Genomic DNA, 23,660 nt, shown 5'->3' on the forward strand with positions numbered 1-23,660 from the left:
ATTAGCCTTGCGACTTGTGAATTTTATCCAGCTTGGCTTTGATGCGGTTGCGTTTGAAGGCTGAGAGATAGTCGACGAACAGCTTGCCTTCCAGGTGATCCATTTCATGTTGAATGCATACCGCCAGCAATTCACTCGCTGCCAATTCAAAGCTTTCGCCGTCGCGGTTTAGTGCCTTGACTTTGATATGTTCGGCGCGGCTGACTTTTTCGAAAAAGCCGGGTACCGACAGGCAACCTTCCTCGGATTCTTCAACACCGTCGCGCTCGATGATTTGCGGGTTGATCAGACAGATCGGTTCGTCCTTGTTCTCGCTGACATCCATTACTATGACGCGTTTATGCACGTTTACCTGAGTTGCGGCCAAGCCTACTCCCTTGGCGGCATACATGGTCTCGATCATGTTGTCGACCAAGGTCTTGATGCCGTCATCGACTGTGTCCACCTCGGCGGCGACCGTGCGCAGCCGTTTATCGGGAAACTCCAGAATTGTAAGAATACTCACCCATCACTCCACTTGCTAACTGTAATAGTGCGATTTTATCCGAAATTGGCCCGGGTTTGAACGTGATGACTAAATACGGCTGGTGTATGCTGAGGGCGTTTAAAGGCTCATTGCAACGCCGGCTGGGGTTAGGCTGGAGCGGATCGTGCTGGCATAATGCCCGAATTAATCTAAACTGTGCGGCAAATCGATGGTTGATTTTTTACGCATTTGTTTCAAGTCGGGTTAAGCGGGATGCACAAAGTATTGACGTTTGCCGATCTTGCGTTTGGACGCTCCGTCTGGCGGATTTTGAACGGTTTTATAAGCTCTGGCAGGATAAATTATGTTTTTTCGCGCGATACTGGGAATATTGATACCACTGGTTTTTGCCGCAGTGGCTTGGGCCGATGAGCTGAAAATAAACCCCAATCATCCCGATCAGTACACGGTGGTTAAAGGCGATACCTTGTGGGATATCTCCGGGAAGTTTTTACAGCACCCTTGGGAGTGGCCGCAGTTATGGCATAACAATCCGCAAATCAAGGATCCGCATTGGATTTACCCGGGCGACACGCTGTACTTTTCGTATGTAAACGGCGTGCCGAGTCTGACTTTGTCGCCGGATGGTAACGACGAAAAGCTGTTGCCGCGAGTGCGCGAGTCTGAGATTGATCAAGCCATCAAGATGATTCCCAGTGATGCGATTGTGCAATTCTTGAATTCGCCGAAAGTCGTAACGGCGGAAGAGTTGCAGCATGCGCCTTATGTCATCGGGTTTGTCGGTGAACATTTGATTGCCGGCGCCGGAGACGGGGTTTACGTCCGGGCCATCGAAAACCCCCCAGGCTTGGGATACACCATCTACCGGGCGGGCAAAGCTTACGTTAGCCCGGTAACCAAGGAAATTTTGGGCTACGAAGCGCAATATATCGCCGATACCACGCTACAGGAACCGGGTGATCCGGCTACCTTGTTGATTAATAAATCCGATATGGAAATTCAACGTGGCGACCGGTTGATGCCTACTTCCGAGGGCGAATTGGCGTTGAATTATTTTCCAAGGCCACCGAATCATCAGGTGGTGGGTAGCATCATTCAGGTCAAGGGCGGTGTTTCGCAGATCGGCCAACACGATGTGGTGGTGATTGATAAAGGGACTGCCGACGGTTTGGAAGTAGGGCACACTTTAGATGTGTATCGCAGAGGACATGTCGTCGTGGATAGGTATCAATCTCAGGAAGCTGTAGCGGTGAAAATGCCGGATGAACTGGCCGGTGTGTTGATGGTGTTCCGGCCGTTCGAACGCGTCAGCTATGCCTTGGTAATGCAGGCCACTGCCGCGATGCATACCTTGGATAGAGTGCAGACGCCTTGATGGGTTATCTACCACCAATATGTTTTAAGCCGCTCTGAATTGCTTTTTAAGCTGTTTTGGAATCCGCACACAATTCGCAAATCAAGTACTGGCTGGCGATGCTGCGCAGTCCCGGCATCGGTAGTCAGGCCATTCAGCGCTTGCTGGCGCATCTTGAGCCCGAACAGATATTCTCCGCGTCGCGAGCCACTTTAAGTGGTTTGGGTTTCAGCGAGAAATTGATAGACGCGCTGCAAAAGCCGGATTGGGAAAAGGTCGAGGAGGATATTCGCTGGTTGGAGCAAGCCGGCAATTATGCATTGACCTTGGACGATGCCGACTATCCGGCGCAACTGCGAGAAATTGCAAATCCTCCCCCGGTTTTGTTTGTCAAAGGCAATCCGGCCTTGCTGCTTGAGCCGCAATTGGCGATGGTGGGCAGCCGCAATCCTTCGCCGGTTGGCGTTAGCACCGCGATTCAATTTGCCGAAGCTTTAGCCCAGGCCGGCTTTACCGTGACCAGCGGTTTGGCTTTGGGTATCGATGCTGCCAGTCACCAAGGTGCCTTGAATGTTAATGGACGAACCATAGCTGTGGCCGGTACCGGTTTGGATCGGGTTTATCCGGCGTGCCATAAACAATTAGCCACGCAAATCGTCGAGCAGGGCGCGCTGGTTTCCGAGTTTCCACCCGGCACCAACGCCAAAGCCAATCACTTTCCCAGGCGGAATCGCATCATCAGTGGTCTATGCGTAGGCTTGTTGGTGGTTGAGGCGGCCCAGCAAAGCGGGTCCTTGATTACCGCGCGTTTGGCGCTCGAGCAAAACCGGGAAGTTTTTGCGATTCCCGGCTCGATTCATAACCCTTTGGCGCGTGGTTGCAACGCATTAATTCGCCAGGGAGCCAAATTAGTGGAAACCGCGCAAGATATTTTTGAGGAATTAGGTCATTATAATCAAAGGTATATGCGAGATGAGCCGGAATTGGCGCAGACTTCGCTTGACCTGGAGCAGCAAAATCTATTGAAATTGATTCCGTACAGTCCCACAACGGTCGATACTCTGGTGCAAGAAAGCGGTTGGTCGGCGGAAGAAGTTTCCTCGACGCTGCTGGTGCTGGAGTTACAAGGCTACATTGCCGCGCTTGCCGGTGGTGGCTACCTCCGAGTCAAATAAAGGTTCTAATGAAAGAAGATATTTTCGATGTGCTCATTTATCTGTTTGAAAATTATCTGGATGGCGACAGCGATAACTATCCGGATACTGCCGTCATCGCCAGCGAGTTGCTGGATGCGGGTTTTCAGCAGCCTGATGTCAATAAGGCGTTCGATTGGCTGGAGTCTTTAGCCGAAATTGAGAGCATCACACCGGCGGTTTCCTCTTCGTTCCGCATTTTTAGCGGCCAGGAAATTTCCGTGTTCGATATGGAGTGCCGGAATTTCTTGATGTATCTTGAACACAGCGGCATCTTGACGCCAATTAATCGCGAGATAGCGATTGATCGGGCGATGGCATTGAAAGACGAGAATATTACCCTGGATAAATTGAAATGGATTGTATTGATGGTGTTATTAAGTCAACCCGGCGATAGCGCCGCTTTCTCCCGAATGGAAGACATAGTTTACGATTTAATACCTACTTCTTTACATTGATTTTTCTACGGACAGCATGAGCAAAAGTTTAGTCATTGTAGAGTCACCGGCAAAATGCAAAACCATAGAAAAGTATCTGGGTAAGGACTTCCAGGTTCTGGCCTCTTACGGTCACGTCCGCGATTTGATTCCCAAAGAGGGGGCGGTCGATCCAGAAAATGGTTTTGCGATGAAATATCAGGTGATTGATCGAAACCAGCGCCATCTGCAAGAGATCGGCAAAGCCATAAAAAACGTCGATACACTTTATCTAGCGACTGACCCTGATCGCGAAGGTGAAGCGATTTCCTGGCATGTGTTCGAGCATCTCAAGGAAAAAAAGCTGTTAAAAAACAAGGAAGTGCTGCGTGTGGTGTTTCATGAGATCACCAAAAAAGCCGTTACCGAAGCCATCGCTCATCCCACCGAGTTATCCAACAATCTAGTCAATGCGCAACAGGCGCGGCGCGCTCTGGATTATCTAGTCGGTTTCAATTTATCGCCGTTGCTGTGGAAGAAAATCCGTCGGGGCTTATCTGCCGGCCGCGTGCAAAGTCCGGCCTTGCGGATGATTGTCGAACGCGAGATGGAGATTGAGGCGTTCAAGACCCGTGAATACTGGTCGCATACCGCTGAAGCCAACGCGCAAGGGCTGCCGTTCAAAGCCAAGCTCACGTATTTCAATGGTGAAAAGCTGAATCAGTTCAGTTTTACCGATGAAGCGCAAGCCAGCCAAGTCAAACAAAGCTTGCTGGATGCTGCTGACGGCCAGTTGATTGTCGCCAAGCTGGAGAAGAAACAACGCAGTAAGAATCCTGCCCCCCCGTTTATCACTTCGACCTTGCAGCAGGAAGCAGCCCGGAAGCTGGGTTTTACTACCAAGCGCACGATGATGGTCGCGCAGCAGTTGTACGAAGGCATCGATCTGGGCGGCGAAACCGTCGGTTTGATTTCGTATATGCGTACCGACTCTGTGAATCTGGCCGAAGAGGCGCTTGCCGATATTCGCGCGCTGATCGCCGAGAAGTATGGCGCTGACGATGTGCCTAAAGAACCGCGCCGGTTCAAGACCAAATCTAAAAACGCTCAGGAAGCTCACGAGGCGATACGGCCCACTTCGGTGCAGCGCTTGCCTGAGCAGGTGAAAAATAGGCTTAGTGCAGAGCAATTCAAGCTTTACGATTTGATCTGGAAGCGCACCGTCGCTTGCCAAATGATTCATGCCACGTTAAATCAGGTGGCTGTCGATCTGAATTGCGGCAGCGATAAAAACGTATTTCGCGCCACCGGTTCCACGGTGACCAATCCCGGCTTCATGAAGGTGTATCTGGAAGGCGTGGACGACAGCAAGGAAGCCGCTGACGATCAGGACAGCTTGTTGCCGCCGATGGAAGAAGGGCGGCCGGTGGTGTTGAATGATATCGCCGCAACCCAGCATTTTACCGAGCCGCCACCGCGTTACAGCGAGGCTAGTCTGGTCAAAGCCTTGGAAGAACACGGCATCGGCCGGCCGTCTACCTACGCGACGATTATCTCGACCCTGCAAAATCGCGAATATGTGACGATCGACAACAAGCGGTTTTACCCGACCGATGTCGGTCGCATCGTCAACAAATTCCTGACCGAACATTTCACGAAATACGTCGATTACAGTTTTACGGCCAATCTGGAAGACGATCTGGATGCAGTGTCGCGCGGTGAGAAGGATTGGATTCCGTTGATGAACGACTTTTGGCGGCCGTTCACGCAATTGATCAACGAGAAGGAAGAAAGTGTACAGCGTAAGGACGTCACGCAGGAAAGTATCGACGAAAAATGTCCGGAATGCGGCAGTCCGCTGTCGATTCGTTTAGGGCGTAACGGTCGATTTATCGGTTGTACTAATTATCCGACCTGTTCCTACACTCGAAATCTGGGTGATGACAATGCCGGTGCGGCGTCCGCCGAACCGGAAGTGGTGGAAGGGCGAGTGTGTCCGAAGTGCGAGTCGACGCTGGTTATAAAGACTGGCAAGTATGGCAAGTTTGTCGGTTGCAGCGCCTATCCGAAATGCAAGCACATCGAGCCTTTGGAAAAACCAAGCGACACCGGCGTCGAATGTCCGCAATGTAAAAATGGCGCGATTCTGAAGCGCAAGGCGCGTAGCGGGAAGATTTTTTATTCCTGTTCGGAATATCCGAAATGCGATTATGCCTTGTGGGATGCGCCGATCAAGGAAAGTTGCCCTGATTGTAATTGGCCGATTTTGACCTTGAAAACCACCAAACGCCGCGGGACCGAAAAAGTCTGTCCGCAGAAAGAGTGCAAATACGCAACGCCTTATGAGGGCGATCCGGACGACGTAAACGGACCGGCGTAAGTCTCTAATGTAGCGTTACTGTTTGGCCGACTTTGATTGCGTGTTTGTCGATAAAGCCGGCGGGCAGTTCCAACATGTATCTGGCCGCCGTTTTGGAATCATAAATTCTGCAAGGATCTTTGGTGCAGGGTTGTAGATCCTTTAACAGAGCTACAATCCGACCGTCTCCAGATAAAAACACCACATCCAGCGCCAGCAAGGTATTTTTCATCCACAACGCGCGTTGCGTCTGGTCAGGATACACAAACAGCATGCCTTGGTCTTCTGCAAGCGTCTTATGAAACATCAAGCCGTGTTCACGCTCGCTTTCGTTAGAGGCAATAGCCGCGTAGACAATACGTTGCTGCTCTACAAACGTGATTGCGTGGCTGAACTCGGTGAACGTGTCCGCTGAAGCGTCCCTGCTATTCAGTGTTAGAAGCAAAGCGGTGCGGAAAATAGCGCGTAAAAGAACTGGGTGCATGCGAGGCGTCGGGAATATATGGTTGTCTTTGAAGGTGTGGCTGATTATAATGCCGCGTTCAATTATTTAGCGAGCGTGGCGAAATTGGTAGACGCGCTGGATTTAGGTTCCAGTGGTAACCCCGTGGGAGTTCGAGTCTCCCCGCTCGCACCATTTCTGCGTTATTCGTAACGATACGACCTTAAGTTCCCCAGATTTAAACATCGCCGGCAGGTCTCCCAAAATATAAAACCGTATCTTTAATTTTTTGAGGTAGTGCAATGCAAGTTTCTGTCGAGAAGACATCAGAGTTAAGCCGAAAAATGACTGTTAGCATTCCTGATGCCGTGGTTCAGGAAAAAATGGAAACTCGCTTTAAAAAACTCGCTCGCGAAGTCAAAGTGGACGGTTTTCGTCCGGGTAAAGTGCCGGCGAGCATGGTGAAAAAGCTTTACGCCGATAAAGTTAGAAACGAAGTCACCGGTGACTTGATTCAATCAACTTATTTCGAAGCGCTGCAACAACAGGATTTGAACCCCGCCGGTCATCCACATATCCACCCGACCGAGAAAACCGAAGGTTTTGAATACATCGCCGAGTTCGAGGTTTATCCCGAGATCGTTCTGGACGGCGTTAGCGACTTGAAAGTGGATCGTCCTTCCGCAGCTGTGGAGGAGGCCGATGTCGATAATATGATCGAAAAACTGCGTCAGCAAAAGAAAACCTGGAACACTGTCGAGCGTCCGTCGCAGGATGCTGACCGAGTTACCATTCATTTCTCCGGTGTGGCAGATGGCGAGAATTTTACCGACGGTAAGGTCGAAAATTACCAGGTCGAAATCGGCGGCAAACAAATGATTCCCGGCTTTGAAGACGAACTGAAAGGCTTGGTTGCCGGTGCAAGCAAAACCTTTTCAGTGACATTCCCAGAGCAGTACAACAGCGAAAAATTAGCCGGCAAGGTCGCCGAGTTTGAGATCGAGTTGGTTAAGGTCGAAGAGCCGGTTTTACCTGTCGTCGATGCTGAATTTATCAAAGCTTACGGTGTTGAAGACGGCGATGCGGCCAGTTTCCGCAGCGATGTTCGGGCTAACATGGAAAGAGAACTGAACCAAGGTCTGAAAAACAAGTTAAAAAATGCGGTGATGGACGCCTTATACGAAAACATCGTGATAGCGATGCCTAACGCATTGATCGATCAAGAAATTCAAGCGTTGATGAAACCTTACGCCGAACGCGCGAAAAACATGCGTTTGAAACTGGAAGACCTGAATTTGCCAAGGGATGCTTTTGAAGGTCAGGCCAAGCGCCGAGTGGCCTTGGGCTTGATTCTGGGTGAAATCATTCAAAAAAATGACATCAAGGTCGATGCCGATAAAGTTCGTGCGGTAATTGATGACATGGCGAAGAGTTATGAGCGCCCTGAAGACGTTGTGAACTGGTATTATGCCGACAAGGCCCGTCTAAATGATGTGCAGCAGATGGTCTTAGAGGATCAAGCGGTTGCATGGATTGTCAGTCAGGCTAAAATCACCGACGTAACAGTTGGTTTTGATGATGTCATGGAAAAACAGTAACGAATGAGGGCTAAACGTGTTTAACCAAAATGTGATGAGCGAAATGATGGCGCCGCAAGCGGCCGGCGGTCTAGTGCCTATAGTGGTTGAACAAACAGCCCGTGGGGAAAGATCGTTCGATATTTATTCCCGTTTGCTGAAAGAACGGGTAATTTTTCTAGTTGGCCAAGTGGAAGATTACTCGGCTAATCTGGTGGTAGCGCAATTGCTGTTCTTGGAATCTGAAAATCCGGATAAGGATATACATTTGTATATCAACTCTCCCGGCGGCTCGGTAACAGCAGGGATGTCGATTTATGACACCATGCAGTTTATCAAGCCGGATGTCAGCACCATGTGCATCGGGCAGGCCGCCAGTATGGGCGCCTTACTGTTGGCGGGTGGTGCTAACGGTAAGCGTTATTGCTTGCCACACTCCAGGGTGATGATTCATCAACCTTTGGGAGGGTTTCAAGGCCAGGCATCGGATTTTGATATTCATGCTCGGGAGATTTTGGCTATTCGTGATCGATTGAACAAAATCCTGGCTCATCATACCGGGCAACCGCTGGAAAAAATTCAGCAAGATACGGATAGAGATAACTTTCTGAGTTCTCAACAAGCGGTTGATTACGGTTTGATCGACAAGGTATTGACTAGTCGGATTGCTTGATAAGTGTCGCGTAGCTTCGTCAAGAGTGCGACGTGATTTGAATGTTGGTTTTTGATATATTTCATCGCCATGACGAGGCAATGTATCACGGTGGAGTCTGTCTATGAGTAGAGACAAGAAAGGTAAAGACGATGAAAAACTTCTTTACTGTTCTTTTTGCGGTAAAAGTCAAAATGAAGTCAGGAAACTGATTGCAGGTCCATCCGTTTATGTTTGTGACGAATGTGTGGAATTGTGCAACGACATTATCAGGGATGAGTTGCTGGAAGATGAAATGTCCGTGGCCGGCGGTGCGTTGCCTAAGCCGAAGGAAATCAAGCAAGAATTGGATGGTTATGTCATCGGTCAGGAAAATGCCAAAAAAATTCTTGCCGTGGCTGTTTACAACCATTACAAGCGCTTGCGCAGCAACAGCAAAAAGAACGAAGTCGAGCTGGCGAAAAGCAACATCTTGCTGATCGGGCCTACCGGTTCCGGTAAAACCTTGTTAGCCGAAACCTTGGCCAGATTGCTGGATGTGCCTTTCACCATAGCAGACGCCACCACACTGACCGAGGCCGGTTATGTCGGTGAAGATGTTGAAAACATCATTTTGAAGATTCTGCAAAAATGCGATTACGATGTGGAAAAGGCGGAGACAGGGATCGTTTATATCGACGAAATCGATAAAATCTCCCGCAAATCCGATAATCCGTCCATCACTCGCGATGTGTCCGGAGAAGGCGTACAACAGGCATTGTTGAAGCTTATCGAAGGGACTGTTGCTTCTGTCCCGCCGCAAGGCGGTCGCAAGCATCCGCAGCAAGATTTTTTGCAGGTTAATACTGCGAATATCTTGTTTATCGTCGGTGGCGCGTTTGCGGGCTTGGATAAGGTCATTAAACATCGCACCGAGAAGGGCGGCATCGGTTTTTCTGCCGAAGTTAAAACCAAAGACGACAAACGCAATGTCGGCGAGATTTTTGCGGATGTACGTTCCGAGGATTTAATCAAATACGGTTTAATTCCGGAGTTTGTGGGTCGTCTGCCGGTTATCGCTACTCTGGACGAGTTGGATGAAGCCGCGTTGATTCAAATTCTGACGCAGCCTAAAAATGCCTTGATCAAGCAGTACAAGCATTTGTTTGAAATGGAAGGCGCGGAGCTGGAGTTTAGGGATGACTCGTTAGCGGCGATTGCCCGCAAATCGATGGAACGAAAAACTGGCGCCAGAGGTTTGCGCACGATAGTCGAGAACGTGTTATTGGATACCATGTACGAGTTGCCTTCCAATGACAAAATATCGAAAGTGGTTATCGATGAGAACGTCATTTTGGGTAATTCGGAGCCCATTTTGGTTTACGAAGCGGAACAAAAGCTGGTAGCTTCGGACGCTTCCTAAGTATGGGGCTTTGAACTATCCTCGCGTTCTCGCGAAGAAATAATCAGATTGGAGGGGGCTTTTTCAGTAAAGCCCCCTTTTTTTTGCCTGAAATTAAAGATACTTGTTTTCTGCGAGTTCATCCTCATATAGGATGACATCTAATGTTTTGAGCTGCTCAAGGGAGCAAATGAAATGACCGAGTTAAAAAGCAAAGATGAATTAATTCCTGTCTTGCCGTTACGGGACGTGGTGGTCTATCCGCATATGGTGATTCCATTGTTTGTCGGTAGAGGCATGTCGATCGACGCCCTTGATGCCGCCATAAAACAAGACAAGCAAGTATTGTTGATTGCCCAGAAACAGGCCGATGTCGATGAGCCGGGTTTTGATGACTTATATAGGGTCGGTACCTTGGCCAACATTCTGCAATTATTGAAATTGCCGGACGGTACTGTGAAAGTGTTGGTAGAAGGTAGTCAGCGCTGCTCGGTGACAAAATATCAAGAAGTGGATAATTACTGCGCGGCCAGCGTGGTCGAGTTGAGCGACGAATTAAATATTTCCGAACAGGAAGCGGAAGTTTTGCAGCGTACGGCGATTAACTCGTTCGATCAGTATGTGAAATTGAATAATAAAATTCCGCCTGAAGTATTGAACTCCCTGGCTGGCATTGACGACCCAAGTCGCTTAGCCGACACCATGGCCGCACATATGGCCCTGAAGGTTGAAGAAAAACAGCTGATGCTGGAAATGGTCGATGTCGCCAAACGCCTGGAAAATTTGATGACCTTGATGGAAGGCGAAGTCGATATTCTGGAGATGGAAAAGAAAATTCGCGGCCGCGTTAAAAAGCAGATGGAAAAAAATCAGCGCGAATACTATTTGAATGAGCAAATGAAGGCTATTCAAAAAGAGCTGGGCGAGATGGACGAAGCCAGTAACGAGATCGAAGAGCTGGAACGAAAAATTGCTGCTGCGGGTATGTCTGCCGAAGCCAAAACCAAGGCGACGGCCGAGCTGAATAAACTGAAAATGATGTCGCCGATGTCGGCGGAAGCGACAGTAGTGCGCAATTACATCGATTGGATGGTCAACGTGCCTTGGAAAAAGAAAACCAAGGTGCGGCACGATTTAAAAGTCGCGGAAGAGGTGTTGGAAGCCGAACATTACGGGCTGGATAAGGTAAAAGAGCGGATACTCGAATACCTTGCCGTACAACAGCGGGTCAAAGCGTTGAAAGGGCCTATTCTTTGCTTGGTCGGTCCTCCGGGGGTTGGTAAAACCTCTCTGGGCCAGTCGATTGCACGGGCTACCAATCGCAAGTACGTGCGGATGGCGTTAGGCGGGGTAAGAGACGAAGCGGAAATTCGCGGACATAGACGTACTTATATCGGCTCGATGCCCGGCAAAATCCTGCAAAATTTGTCGAAAATTAAAACTCGTAATCCGATGTTCTTACTGGACGAGATCGACAAAATGGCAGCGGATTTTCGCGGCGATCCGGCTTCGGCGCTGTTGGAAGTCCTCGATCCCGAGCAAAACCATACCTTCTCCGATCATTATCTGGAAGTGGATTTCGATTTGTCCGATGTAATGTTCGTAGCTACCGCGAATACGATGAATATCCCGCCTGCCTTGATGGACAGGATGGAGATTATCCGTTTGGCCGGTTATACCGAGGATGAAAAAATCAATATTGCCATGCGCTTTTTGATTCCGAAGCAGGTCAAAAACAACGGTCTGGCGGAGTCGGAAATTTCTATCTCCGAAGCAGCGGTTAAGGATATTGTCAGGTACTACACGCGGGAAGCTGGTGTGCGCGGACTGGAGCGGGAAATCTCGAAAATTTGCCGGAAAGTCGTGAAAGACCTGTTGTTGAAATCCCGGAAAAGTCGAACCTCGGTTACCGAAAAAACGCTGGATAAGTATCTTGGTGTCCGACGGTTCAGCTATGGCATGGCCGAAGACAACGACCAAATTGGTCAAGTGACCGGTTTGGCATGGACTGAAGTCGGCGGTGAATTGCTGACGATCGAAACTGCGGTAATGCCGGGTAAGGGCAAGCAACTAGCCACCGGAAAACTCGGTGACGTGATGAAAGAGTCGATTGAAGCGGCGGTCACGGTAGTCAGGAGCCGAGCCAATATCTTGGGTATCGACAGCGATGTGTTTCAGAAAAATGACATTCACATCCATGTGCCGGAAGGCGCGACCCCTAAAGACGGGCCCAGTGCCGGTATTGGCATGTGTACCGCCATTATTTCCGCATTGACCAAAATTCCAGTGCGCGCGGATGTGGCCATGACCGGCGAGATCACGTTGCGCGGTGAGGTGCTGCCAATCGGCGGACTGAAAGAGAAGTTGTTGGCGGCGCATCGCGGGGGGATTGCGACCGTGGTGATTCCGGCGGAAAACGAAAAGGATCTCGCCGAGATTCCCGAAAATATCAAACGCAATTTGGCGATTAAGTGTGTCCGTTGGATAGATGAAGTGTTGGAGTTAGCTCTACAGCATATGCCCACCCCGATTGCAGTAATTCCGGTGACGGAAATAACTGAAACTGCCGCCACCAAGGCAGAGGTAAAAAAGCCGGGTGTTGTTGCACATTAAAAGTCGAGTCGAATCGGCGGAAACCATCAGGATCGTGGCTTCCGCCGACTTCAGTGCTTGACATCGCTTGCAGGCGATTGATATAAATGTCGGCCTCTCGCACCAGGAGAGGCTGTAAATCGGGTTGGTGGAAAACCGGTTAGCGGGCAAATCCAAGCATTTGTTTGCTGAGCATAATTAATACAACGACATCCTAAGGGGAAATAAATGAATAAATCGGAACTTATCGATGCAATCGCCAGTGCGTCCCAGTTAACTAAAGCTGATGCAGGTCGTGCTTTAGATGGTTTTATCAAAGCAGTAGAAGATGCTTTGAAACAAGGCGATTCCGTTGCCTTGGTTGGCTTCGGCACATTCGATGTTAAAGAAAGAGCAGAGCGCAAAGGCCGCAATCCGCAAACCGGCGAAGAGATCACCATTAAAGCCGCGAAAATTCCTTCATTTAAAGCTGGCAAATCTTTAAAAGATGCTGTAAACTAGCCGCTCTTTAGTCGGGTGCTTAGCTCAGCTGGGAGAGCATCGCCCTTACAAGGCGAGGGTCGGGGGTTCGAACCCCTCAGCACCCACCAGACTTTGGAGCGGTAGTTCAGTTGGTTAGAATACCGGCCTGTCACGCCGGGGGTCGCGGGTTCGAGCCCCGTCCGCTCCGCCAAAACAGAAACCTCGGGCCGTATGGTCCGAGGTTTTTTTTTGCCTGTTAATTTTATGGCCTGAAGCGATCGGGTTTAATACTGTTTAAGGACAGCGTTTATGCTTTTAGAGATTAGAGAAAAGGTGCACGGTCTATTTGCATCGATCATATTGATTTTGATTTGTGTGCTTTTCGGATTGTGGGGCATCCAAAACTATCTGGGCGGCGGTAAAGAAGCGCCAGTGGTGTCTGTAGGAGACAAGGAGTTTTTTCAGCGCGATGTCAGTCAGGCCTATCAGCAGTATGCGCAAAATCTGGCAGGCATGAAATTCGACGAAGAGACGATAAAAAAACAGGCTTTGCAAAAGCTGGTTCGCGACGAGGTGTTGTTGCAGTACGTTCAGGATCAAAACCTGTTGGTTAGCGACGATACCGCCAGGGATTTCATTCAAACCCTGGAGTATTTCCAAAAAGACGGCAAATTTGACAAGACTCAATACCAGACCATGCTCGGTTCGCAAGGTATGTCTTCCGCCGAGTTCGTCAATCGCATCAAAAAAGCCTTGGTGATGGAGCAGTTCCAACGAGCCGTGGTGGACAGCAGCTTCGTGACACCGGCGGAAATCAATAACTTCTTTAAAATCCAGAACCAAACCCGCGATGTGGAATATGTGACGGTGCCGTTAACGCTGATCAGCCAGCAGCCCGGCGAAGAAGAAATTACCGCTTATTACCAGCAGCACCAGGATGCCTATCAGACTCCCGAGCAGGTGGCTATCGAATATGTGGAATTATCGCTGGATAAATTGGCCGCAGATATTAGCCCCAGCGAAGAGCAGTTAAAAGCCTATTACGAAGAACAGAAAGTCCAATTTACTACGAAAGAGCGCAGAAAAATCAGCCATATTCTGTTCGCTTTCAGCAAGGATAGAACTGCTGACGAGCTTGCCTTGCAAAAAGCCCTGAAGGCAAAACAAGATCTGAAAAACAAGGATTTTGCCGCCCTGGCCGCCGAAGTGTCTGACGACAAATTAACCGCGAAAAATGGTGGCGACCTAGGTTTATTCAATGTCGGCGTGATGGAAAAAGCCTTTGAAGATGCTGCTAGTAGTTTAAAACTTGGCGAAGTCTCCGAACCTGTTAAATCGGCTTTTGGTTATCATTTGATTAAAGTCACCGAGTTGATACCGGGTGACGTGAAGCCCTACGAAGCGGTAAAAGCAGAAGTCAGCAAGGCGTATCAAAAAGCCCAGGCCGAAGCCAAATTTAACACTTTGGCCGAGAAGGTTGCCGAAGTTAGTTACGAAAACCCGGATAGTCTGGCGGCGGTTGCGCAATTGTTGGGAGGAGCGACCAGCAAGACCGAAGCGTTCACTCGTGCTGCGGGCGATGGTATCGCTGCCGACGAGAAAGTTCGGGCGGCTGCATTTTCGGACGATGTCTTAAAAGGCAGCAACAGCGAGCCGCTGGAAATTGGCGGCGACAAAGTCGTGGTGTTGCGCATGTTATCGCATCAACCGGCGGCTAGCAGGGAACTCAAGGATGTTAAAGCGCAGGTAATTGCCGCGATTCAGCAAGATAAAGCAAAACAACAGGCCATCGCCACTGCCGATAAAATTAAGCAGGAATTGGCTGGCGGTAAAAAGCTTGCTCAGATTGCCGAAGCGCTGCATTTGCAAACCAAAAAAATCAATGGCTTGACGCGCACAGCTAGTGATTTGCCGGCGGCCGTCACTCAGGAGATTTTTAGAACTGCCAAGCCGAAGGCCGGTCAGCCTAGCGTGGCAGTAATCGACGAAGCCAAGGGCGGTAAATTGGTGGTTAGCGTCAACAGTGTCAACGAGGGCGTGATGTCGGACAGCGACAAGAGCAAACAAGCCTTGATTGCCAAAAACATCTCTACTGCCTTCGGCAAGGCGCAAATGGAAGCGGTATTGAATGCGTTGCAGACTAAAGCCGACATTGTTATCAATACGCAAAAGCAGTAAATCGTAACGCGGACCGACAAAAAGGGAGCTTGAAGCTCCCTTTTTTTTGCTTGTTTAAGGGGTTAGCTGCTTACCGCAGGGATTTCGTTGCTGATTCTAGCTAGGGCCTTAGTGTCCCGCTATTACCGTTGCCCTATGCGGCAATAGCTAGCAGCGTCCAACCCACATTGGCTTTTAGGCCGACGTTTATTAACATAGCCGCAGCTAGCCGAATAAGGCGGTTTTTCGATTCGGAAACAATCGATATTATTTTCCTGTTCAGCCATGTCATGGGATAAACTTTAAAATTTGTAACAAACATCGCTGCGAAAGCGACACTCGTCTTAATTTTTAATAGCTTGATTTAAGGATCAACATGATTATCAAACCTCGCGTACGCGGATTTATGTGCGTCACCACCCATCCGGTCGGCTGCGAAGCCAATGTCAAACAACAAATCGACTACGTCAAAAGCTTTGGCACCATTGCTAACGGCCCCAAAAACGTGCTGATTCTGGGCGCTTCCACCGGCTACGGCCTGGCCTCGAGAATTGTTTCGGCTTTCGGTTCGGGTGCTAAAACCCTGGGTGTGTTTTTTGAGCGCGAAGGTACCGCCGATAAGCCGGGCACCCCAGGTTGGTACAATTCCGCGGCGTTTCATAAATTTGCCGAAGCGGAAGGCCTGTACGCCAAAAGCATCAACGGCGATGCGTTTTCCGACGAGATCAAGCAAAAAGCCATAGATGCCATCAAGCAGGATTTGGGCAAAGTCGACTTGGTGATTTACAGTCTGGCTGCGCCGCGCCGGACCAATCCCAAAACCGGCATCACCCACAATTCGACCCTGAAACCGATAGGCAAGGATTTGGTGCAAAACGGTATCGACACCGACAAGGAGATCATCAAGGAATTTACCCTGCCGGCAGCCACCGAGGAAGAAATCTCCAATACCGTGGCTGTGATGGGCGGTGAAGATTGGCAAATGTGGATCGATGCTCTGGCGGATGCCGGTGTCTTGGCGGAAGGCGCTAAAACCACTGCTTACACCTATCTGGGCGAAAAAATTACCTGGGATATTTATTGGCACGGCACCATCGGCGCAGCCAAAAAAGATTTGGACAAACGCGTTATCGATATCCGCAGCAAATTAGCGGCTCTGGGCGGCGACGCTAGGGTGTCGGTGCTCAAAGCCGTGGTCACCCAAGCCAGTGCGGCGATTCCGGTCATGCCTTTGTATCTGGCCTTGCTATTTAAAACCATGAAGGCAGAAGGTACTCACGAAGGGTGTATCGAGCAGGTCAACGGCTTGTTCCGCGACAGCCTTTACGGTGCCAACCCCATTCTGGACGATACCGGCCGCCTGCGCGCCGATCTGAAAGAATTGCAGCCGCAAGTGCAAGGCAAGGTCTCGGCCTTATGGGAACAAATCAACAACGACAACATCAACGAACTGAGCGATTTTGCCGGTTACAAACACGAGTTCCTGAAGTTGTTCGGTTTTGAAGTCGACGGCGTGGATTACGACGCCGAGGTTAATCCCGAGGCACCGATCGCCAATTTGCTGTAAAGATCCAAACTGGTGGCTAGTGCGGCGGCTAGCCACCGGGATAAAAGTAAGGACACCTGACGTTTTTGCAAAGGCGGCGTTATCGGTAAACGCCAAAACCGAGTCGGATACCGCGGGCCACAAGCACAAGCGTCGCTCAAGTTTCTGTTTAATTTCTGCGAAACACTGGAAACATGCAAACACAATCAACTACCCGAGACTGGATTCTCTACGCGCTACTCAGCTTGACCATTGTGCTGATCGTGTTGGCGATGTATCAAATCGACCGGCAATGGCTGAAATTGAGCGAGATGCAAGCCGCGCTGTCCGAGCAAGCCAAGGATATGCGCGAACTGCGCGGGGCAATTGCCTCTGGCGCGATTACCGCCGCCAACTCGCCCGCTAACGCCACCGCGAGCGGTGAGATTTCTCAAGCATTTCAACGCGCACACACCGCCAGCCGTATGCCGGATTACGCCCAGGGCGACTGGAGCGTGGAAGCCTTCGGCACCAATCTCAAAACCATCACGCCGCTGGTGTCCAGCGATGCCTACGCCTCCAATGTACAAAGCTATGTGCTGGAGAGCCTGATTACCCGCAACCCCGATACTTTGGAATGGGAAGGTTTGGTGGCTAAGGATTGGACCATCAGCGAAGACGGCTTGGTGATTAGCTTTCGTATGCGTGAGGATGTCAGTTTCTCGGACGGTCAACCGCTCACCGCTGCTGATGTAGTGTTCAGCTTCGATTTCATCATGACCGACGCCATCCAGGCGCCGCGTGAACGGGCTTATCTGGAAAAGGTCAAAAGCGTCAAAGCCAACGGTAAATACGAAGTGGTGTTTACCTTCAAAGAGCCCTATTTCGAAGCACTGTCTCTGGCCGGCGGCATCGGCATCCTGCCCAAGCATTTTTACGAGCCGTATTTAACAGAGCCGCAAAAATTTAACGAGTCCAAAGGTTTGTTATTGGGCAGCGGTCCTTATCGATTGAACGATCCGAAAAACTGGACGCCGGACAAGGGCAATATAGAACTGGTCCGCAACGAGCGTTACTGGGGCGACGTACAACCGTCTTACCATCGCATTCTCTGGAAAATTATCCAAAACGATAGCGCCCGTTTAACCACCTTTCGCAATGGCGATATCGATTCTTACTCGGCGCGGCCCGTCGAATACCAAGAGCTGAAAAAAGACCCGCAAATCCAGGCCAAGAGCCAAAATTTCGAATACATGCCGCCGGTGGTGGGCTACAGCTACATCGGTTGGAACCAGGAACGCGGCGGCAAACCCACTCGCTTTGCAGACAAACGCGTGCGTCAGGCTATGACTTACCTGACCGATGTTAGCCGGGTCATAAAGGATGTGATGATGGATTACGCAGAGCAGGCTGTCAGTCCGTTCAGTAAAGCCAGCAAGCAGCATGATGCTGCCATACAGCCGTATCAAGCCGATTTGGAGAAAGCCAAAGCCTTGCTCAAAGAGGCCGGTTACCAGGATAAAAATGGCGACGGTGTATTGGAAGATAAGGCCGGTGCGCCTTTTGAATTTAAACTGACCTACTTTCAAGCCAACGAAGACACCAAACGCATGGTGCTTTTGTTGAAAGATTTATACGCCCGCGCCGGCGTCAAGCTGATTCCAACGCCGCAGGAATGGCCGGTGATGCTGGAAAATTTGGATAAAAAAGATTTCGACGCCATTACTCTTGGTTGGACCAGCGGTATCGAAACCGATTTGTACCAAATCTTCCATAGCTCGCAAGCCGTCAGCAAAGGCGATAACTACGTCAATTATAAAAATCCGGCGTTGGATAAATTAATCGACGACGCCCGTCGCACTGTCGATGAATCCAAACGCATGCCGCTCTGGCAGCAGGCCGAGCGCATTCTTTACGAAGACCAGCCCTATACCTTTTTGATGCGCCGCAAGAGTTTGTTATTCGTTGATAAGCGCGTCCACAATCTGCAAATGACCAAACTGGGATTAAACTTCGGCGCCTTGCCGTTGGAAAACTACGTGCCGCTGGCGCAGCAAAAATACACCCAATAGGCCCAGGATTCGCCGATGTTGACTTATCTCCTGCGGCGCTTGCTGTTGATGATCCCCACCTTGTTGGGGATTACCGTGCTGGTGTTCAGCGTCATGGCCATGTCGCCGGGCGGCATTAGCGCCCAGACCTTGATCGGCGGCATGGACATGAAGCCGCAGGAAAAACAGGCCCTGCTGGACTATTACAATAAGCGCTATGGCCTGGATAAACCGGCACCGGTGCAATATCTGCGCTGGCTGAATAATGTCTCACCGATCGGTTTTGTTACCGACGCCCAAGGCCAGCGCGGCGAATTTTCGTTCAGCAAAGGCATGGATCTGGGCACCAGCTTTCAATACGGGCGACCGGTGTCGGACATTTTGGCCGAACGGATTCCGATCACCTTGCTGCTTAATCTGGTCACGCTGCCGTTTACCTATATCATCGCCATCATGGTTGGCATGAAGGCGGCAACCCAGCGCGGGAGTGCGTTCGATGTGGGCGCTGGCATGTCGATGCTGGCTTTGTGGTCGATACCCACCATGCTGGCCGGCGTATTGTTGCTGGGTTTTTTTGCCAACGTGCAACACTTTCAATGGTTCCCCACCGCCGGCATCAGTAGTCTGGAAGCGCAAGATATGCCGTTTCTGCCGCATTGGGAGGGGGGCGGATTTGTGCGCGGTTTCTTATTGGACAGAATCTGGCATTTGATTTTGCCGGTGATCTGTTTGTCCTACGGTGGTTTTGCGGCGCTGACCAAATTGACCCGCACCTCGATTCTGGAAAATCTGCATGCCGATTACGCCCGCACCGCGCGCGCCAAAGGTCTGGCTGAGAACGATGTGCTCTGGAAACATGTATTTCGTAATAGTTTATTGCCCTTGATTACCGTCTCCGCCGGCTTGCTGCCCAGTTTGCTGGCCGGTTCCTTGATCGTCGAAAATATTTTCAGCATCAACGGTATGGGCCAATTGGCGGTGGAAGCGGTGAAAGGCCGCGACCGCGAGTTAGTGCTGTCGATTACCTGGATTAGCGGTTTTCTAACGCTGATTGGTTATTTGATCGCCGATTTTTGTTACACCCTGGCTGATCCACGGGTGAGTTATGACTAAGCCCTTTATCAGTCGCGAATCCTTTTCCGCGCGTATCTGGCGCAAAACTCTGGCAGGCGTCGGTGTCACATTCGGCTTGGGTTGGGTGGCGCTGTTGGTATTTTGTGCGGTGTTTGCGCCGTTTCTGGCCAACTCGATGCCGCTGCTGATGAGCAAAGATGGCGTGATTTCGGCGCCGGTGTTGGAGTATCTAAGCGTCGAAGATGCCTGGATTTTGGCCAGCTTTTTTATCGCTTTGGCGGTTTATCGGCTTAGCCTGGCTGGCGGCAAGCAGATTTTGTTATTTTTACTGGGCAGTGCCTTGGCTGCCTTAGCGGTTAATATGTTCGTCAAACCGCCGGCCTTGGTGATCTACGACGACTTCCGCAGCGCTGCTTACACACAGGTGGATTGGAAGATCATGCCGCCCATTCCCTATGCGCCGGTTGATTATCTGCGCGATTTAGGCAGCAAAGGCCTGGAAGCGCCGTTCGCCACCGAAGGCCATACCCATTGGATGGGCACCGAAGAAAACGGCGCCGACGTATTAAGCCGGATGATCCATGCCTGCCGAATCTCCTTGAGTATCGGTTTGATTGCCTCAGGCATTGCTTTGGCGATCGGTATAGTGGTCGGCGGTTTGATGGGCTATTTCTCCGGCATCGTCGACATGCTGGGTATGCGCCTGGTGGAGATTTTCGAAGACATTCCTACACTGTTTTTACTGCTGACTTTCGTGGCCTTTTTTGGCCGCAGTTTGTACATGATGATGGTGATCATCGGCGTGACCGGTTGGTCTGGTTACGCCCGTTATGTGCGCCAGGAATTTTTGAAACTACGCAAACAAGATTACGTGCAAGCGGCAGTCGCCAGCGGTTTGCCGTTAACGTCCATTTTGTTTCGGCATATGCTGCCCAACGGCGTCGCGCCGTTATTGGTGGCGGTCAGCTTTGGTGTGGCCGGGGCGATTTTGTCGGAAGCGACTTTAAGCTTTTTGGGCTTGGGTGTGGTCGATGCGCCATCCTGGGGCGCGATGCTGGACCAGGCCGTCAAATCATCCACCTTTAACTGGTGGATGGCGGTGTTTCCCGGTGGCTCAATTTTCATGACGGTGTTTGCCTACAACTTGATCGGCGAAGCGTTTCGGGATGCTATTGATCCGCGCTTGTCGGACAAGGCCGGGGTCAAATCATGAGCCAAGCCTTGTTGGAAGTCCGCAATCTGCGGACTTATTTGCGGTCCGGCGGCGGTGAAGTGCGGGCGGTAGACGACATCAGTTTCAGCATCCCCAAAGGCGAAACCTTTTGCCTGGTCGGCGAATCCGGCAGCGGCAAATCGGTCAGTGCCTTATCGGTGATTCGCTTATTGCCGGACGGTGTGGCCTCGCATCCCAGTGGCGAGATATTGCTGAACGGGCAGGACTTGCTGACGCTGGACGATCCCGGCATCCGTGCCGTGCGCGGTTTACAAATCGCGATGATTTTCCAGGAGCCGATGACCTCCTTAAATCCGGTGATGAGCATAGGCGAACAAATTACCGAGGCCCTGCAATTGCATCATGCCGATATGGACGATGCGGAAGCGACGGAACGGACCATCAAGGCTTTGGAACAAGTGCAAATCCCCAATGCCTCGAGCCGCTTCCGCGATTATCCGCATCAGCTGTCCGGTGGCCAACGCCAGCGGGTGATGATCGCGATGGCCCTGGCTTGCCAGCCGCAGTTACTGATTGCCGACGAACCGACCACCGCGCTGGATGTGACGGTGCAAGCCGAGATTTTGCGCTTGATGCGTAAACTCCAAGACGACACCGGCATGAGCATGTTGTTCATCACCCACGATTTTGGCGTCGTCGCGCAAATGGCGCATTGGGTGGGCGTGATGCAGCAGGGCAAACTGGTAGAAGTCGGCGGATGTAAATCAGTACTGCGCCATCCCCAGCACCCCTATACCCAACAATTGCTGGCCGCCGTGCCGGAAAATCTGGCCAAGCCGGGCCAGGTGGTTATGGGGGTGAATCCGTCTGCTCACGAAACCGCCGAATCGCCAGGCGCGGAAGAACTCCCTCTGTCAGAGGAGCCCGTCGTAAAAACGGAAGCAGAACCCTCTCCCCCCGGGAGAGGGCAGGGTGAGGGGATGCAAATCGATGTTTCACCTGACACCCCAACCCTCTCCGGCGAGGAGAAGGCGCTCTTGCAGCCGCCGGTGGATGAGATGCTGAGTAATAGCGATAAAAAACTGCTTTCGGTACTGGAGAGGGCCGGCTTAAGGCTACAGGCAACGCAAAACGTTTCGAATGACAGCTCTCTGCCAGATGAGCCCGGCGTAGAAGCCAAAACCGAACCCTCTCCCGCCGGGAGAGGGCAGGGTGAGGGCGTGCGAATCGATGCTTTACCTGATTCGATCCCCCTCACCCCAACCCTCTCCCGCGAGGAGAGGGAGCTTTTGCGACAGCCTCCTCAAAGGCAAGAGGAGACTAACAGTCCGGCTCGGGTCGATGGGGATACCGATAAGATTTCCCCCCAGATAGTGACGAAGCAGGGAGAACCGCTGCTGCAAATCCGCGACTTGAAAGTTTGGTTTCCGATTAAAAAAGGCTTGTTCCGACAAACTGTCGATTATGTAAAAGCAGTGGACGAAGTGTCGCTGGACATTCCGCGCGGTGAAATCGTCGCCTTGGTTGGGGAGTCCGGCTGCGGTAAAACCACCTTGGGCCGGGCGGTGTTGCAACTGGAGTTGCCGACCGCCGGCAGCATCCGTATCGACGGCCAGGAACTTACCGGCCTGTCTGCGCGCGAACTGCGGCCACTGCGGCGCAAGATGCAGATTGCCTTTCAAGACCCGCAATCCTCGCTCAACCCGCGTCTGTTGGTGGAAACCACTTTGACGGAACCGATGAAAGTCCACGGCATCGGTGCCAATCAAGAGCAGCGTATCGAACTGGCCGGACAACTACTGGAAGACATGCAACTCAGCCGCGAATCGCTATGGCGCTACCCGCACGAATTTTCCGGCGGTCAACGCCAGCGTATTGGCCTGGCGCGGGCTTTGGCGCTAAATCCGGAATTTGTGGTGTGCGACGAAATCACCAGTGCGCTGGATGTGTCGGTACAGGCGGAAATTCTGCAATTACTGTTGGACATCCGCCGTCGGCGTAACCTGACCTTGTTGTTTATTACGCATAACATTGGGGTGGTGGAGTATCTCAGTGATCGGACGGTGGTGATGTATAAGGGGAAGATTGTAGAAGAAGGTTTGACTGCGAAGGTTTGTGGGGCGCCGGAGCATGCTTATACTCAGAGGTTGTTATCGGCGGTGCCGAGGTTAGTGGTATAGGGGGCTGGAATGATATACAGAAACTTTTTAATCACTTGTTATGCCCCCAAGGAGTTAGCGATGAAGAAGTTGACTATGTATTGCCTACTGAGTTTATCCGCACTCAATGTCAATGCCGGCGCTATCTCCGACCAATTAAAACAGAAGCAAGCGGCATGTAGAGATTTTGACAGATATCCTCTCATCGAAGAGTGTCACCAAAACCTTCTAAAGGAAAGCGACGAACAACTCAACAAGTATTACAGAGAGTTGGTTGGCTATTTAAGTGGTCCGAATAAGAAAAATTTGATCGATGCGCAAAGGAAGTGGGTCAAATTCAGGGATGCTGATTGTTTTTTCTCCGAACCGAGAGAGGGAGATGGCTCCATAGCAAGTGCGAACAGAAATGCTTGTCTCGCTGACCGAACGATTGAAAGGCTCAGCCACTTCGAAGACTATAACGCTCCATCGAATAAGGGCTGTAATGGGTGCCCGTGGTAAGACGCATATCCCGGCGTCGGAGTAGGCCCATAGCAAGTGCTGAACAAAGTGAAGCGCATCGGTCGCATCGTGTTGAATTGCCATGACCTATTTTAATGTCGGGT

The 23,660-nt window shown here is 50.9% G+C and carries 18 protein-coding genes and 3 tRNA genes; 19 read left to right on the top strand and 2 right to left on the bottom strand.

What is annotated here, in order from left to right; translation table 11 throughout:
* Nucleotide 1: 1 nt before the first annotated feature.
* Nucleotides 2-505, bottom strand: coding sequence for a peptide deformylase (gene def / locus A1332_RS24400; RefSeq protein ID WP_064010973.1), 504 nt, complete (start codon nucleotides 503-505; stop codon nucleotides 2-4).
* A gap of 325 nt (nucleotides 506-830) precedes the next feature.
* Between def and A1332_RS24405 the strand changes: the two genes are divergently transcribed.
* From A1332_RS24405 to topA, 4 genes are read left to right on the top strand one after another with little or no spacing between them, the layout of a single operon-like run.
* A complete protein-coding gene (locus tag A1332_RS24405; protein ID WP_064010974.1) occupies nucleotides 831-1,862 on the top strand; it encodes a LysM peptidoglycan-binding domain-containing protein in 1,032 nt (343 codons plus the stop codon).
* Between the two features lie 56 nt (nucleotides 1,863-1,918).
* A complete protein-coding gene (dprA, locus tag A1332_RS24410; protein ID WP_231886687.1) occupies nucleotides 1,919-3,016 on the top strand; it encodes a DNA-processing protein DprA in 1,098 nt (365 codons plus the stop codon).
* An 8-nt stretch (nucleotides 3,017-3,024) separates the two neighbouring features.
* Entirely contained in the window at nucleotides 3,025-3,492 is a 468-nt protein-coding gene (locus tag A1332_RS24415) for a DUF494 family protein (RefSeq protein ID WP_020482932.1), read from the top strand.
* Between the two features lie 16 nt (nucleotides 3,493-3,508).
* Nucleotides 3,509-5,830, top strand: a complete 2,322-nt coding sequence (topA, locus tag A1332_RS24420) for a type I DNA topoisomerase (protein WP_064010975.1) — start codon at nucleotides 3,509-3,511, stop codon at nucleotides 5,828-5,830.
* Between the two features lie 4 nt (nucleotides 5,831-5,834).
* Here the strand turns inward: topA and A1332_RS24425 are convergent, their stop codons facing one another.
* Nucleotides 5,835-6,293 (bottom strand): DUF192 domain-containing protein, encoded by a 459-nt coding sequence (locus A1332_RS24425; RefSeq protein WP_064010976.1) that lies wholly within the window; start codon nucleotides 6,291-6,293, stop codon nucleotides 5,835-5,837.
* A gap of 69 nt (nucleotides 6,294-6,362) precedes the next feature.
* On the opposite strand from A1332_RS24425, the gene A1332_RS24430 reads away from it, so the two are divergent.
* From A1332_RS24430 to A1332_RS24500, 15 genes are all read left to right on the top strand, one after another.
* A tRNA-Leu gene (locus tag A1332_RS24430) sits at nucleotides 6,363-6,446 on the top strand.
* Nucleotides 6,447-6,553: 107 nt separating this feature from the next.
* Nucleotides 6,554-7,849 (top strand): trigger factor, encoded by a 1,296-nt coding sequence (gene tig, locus A1332_RS24435; protein WP_064010977.1) that lies wholly within the window; start codon nucleotides 6,554-6,556, stop codon nucleotides 7,847-7,849.
* 46 nt (nucleotides 7,850-7,895) lie between these two features.
* Nucleotides 7,896-8,501 carry an ATP-dependent Clp endopeptidase proteolytic subunit ClpP gene (gene clpP / locus A1332_RS24440; protein WP_187300315.1) on the top strand — a complete coding sequence of 202 codons (606 nt, stop codon included), beginning with the start codon at nucleotides 7,896-7,898 and terminating at the stop codon, nucleotides 8,499-8,501.
* Between the two features lie 103 nt (nucleotides 8,502-8,604).
* Complete coding sequence (gene clpX / locus A1332_RS24445; RefSeq protein ID WP_020482927.1) at nucleotides 8,605-9,882, top strand: ATP-dependent Clp protease ATP-binding subunit ClpX; 1,278 nt, start codon at nucleotides 8,605-8,607, stop codon at nucleotides 9,880-9,882.
* Between the two features lie 174 nt (nucleotides 9,883-10,056).
* Nucleotides 10,057-12,474: an endopeptidase La gene (gene lon / locus A1332_RS24450; protein ID WP_064010978.1), complete on the top strand. Its 2,418-nt coding sequence runs from the start codon at nucleotides 10,057-10,059 to the stop codon at nucleotides 12,472-12,474.
* A 207-nt stretch (nucleotides 12,475-12,681) separates the two neighbouring features.
* On the top strand, nucleotides 12,682-12,954 hold the full coding sequence (locus tag A1332_RS24455; RefSeq protein ID WP_020482925.1) for an HU family DNA-binding protein: 273 nt from the start codon (nucleotides 12,682-12,684) through the stop codon (nucleotides 12,952-12,954).
* A gap of 13 nt (nucleotides 12,955-12,967) precedes the next feature.
* A tRNA-Val gene (locus tag A1332_RS24460) sits at nucleotides 12,968-13,043 on the top strand.
* 6 nt (nucleotides 13,044-13,049) lie between these two features.
* Nucleotides 13,050-13,126, top strand: a tRNA-Asp gene (locus A1332_RS24465).
* 98 nt (nucleotides 13,127-13,224) lie between these two features.
* Complete coding sequence (locus tag A1332_RS24470; protein ID WP_064010979.1) at nucleotides 13,225-15,093, top strand: SurA N-terminal domain-containing protein; 1,869 nt, start codon at nucleotides 13,225-13,227, stop codon at nucleotides 15,091-15,093.
* Between the two features lie 355 nt (nucleotides 15,094-15,448).
* Nucleotides 15,449-16,639: an enoyl-ACP reductase FabV gene (gene fabV, locus A1332_RS24475; RefSeq protein ID WP_064010980.1), complete on the top strand. Its 1,191-nt coding sequence runs from the start codon at nucleotides 15,449-15,451 to the stop codon at nucleotides 16,637-16,639.
* A 173-nt stretch (nucleotides 16,640-16,812) separates the two neighbouring features.
* Nucleotides 16,813-18,669: a peptide-binding protein gene (locus tag A1332_RS24480; protein WP_064010981.1), complete on the top strand. Its 1,857-nt coding sequence runs from the start codon at nucleotides 16,813-16,815 to the stop codon at nucleotides 18,667-18,669.
* 15 nt (nucleotides 18,670-18,684) lie between these two features.
* On the top strand, nucleotides 18,685-19,761 hold the full coding sequence (locus tag A1332_RS24485) for an ABC transporter permease (RefSeq protein ID WP_064010982.1): 1,077 nt from the start codon (nucleotides 18,685-18,687) through the stop codon (nucleotides 19,759-19,761).
* Nucleotides 19,754-20,935, top strand: a complete 1,182-nt coding sequence (locus A1332_RS24490; RefSeq protein WP_064010983.1) for an ABC transporter permease — start codon at nucleotides 19,754-19,756, stop codon at nucleotides 20,933-20,935. The genes A1332_RS24485 and A1332_RS24490 overlap by 8 nt, the downstream gene beginning before the upstream one ends.
* Nucleotides 20,932-23,076, top strand: a complete 2,145-nt coding sequence (locus A1332_RS24495) for an ABC transporter ATP-binding protein (protein ID WP_064010984.1) — start codon at nucleotides 20,932-20,934, stop codon at nucleotides 23,074-23,076. Before A1332_RS24490 ends, A1332_RS24495 begins: the two co-directional genes overlap by 4 nt.
* Nucleotides 23,077-23,136: 60 nt before the next feature.
* A complete protein-coding gene (locus tag A1332_RS24500; protein WP_197491554.1) occupies nucleotides 23,137-23,556 on the top strand; it encodes a lysozyme inhibitor LprI family protein in 420 nt (139 codons plus the stop codon).
* The last annotated feature ends 104 nt before the right edge of the window (nucleotides 23,557-23,660 follow it).

The organism is Methylomonas methanica (assembly GCF_001644035.1).
Lineage (GTDB): Bacteria > Pseudomonadota > Gammaproteobacteria > Methylococcales > Methylomonadaceae > Methylomonas > Methylomonas methanica_A.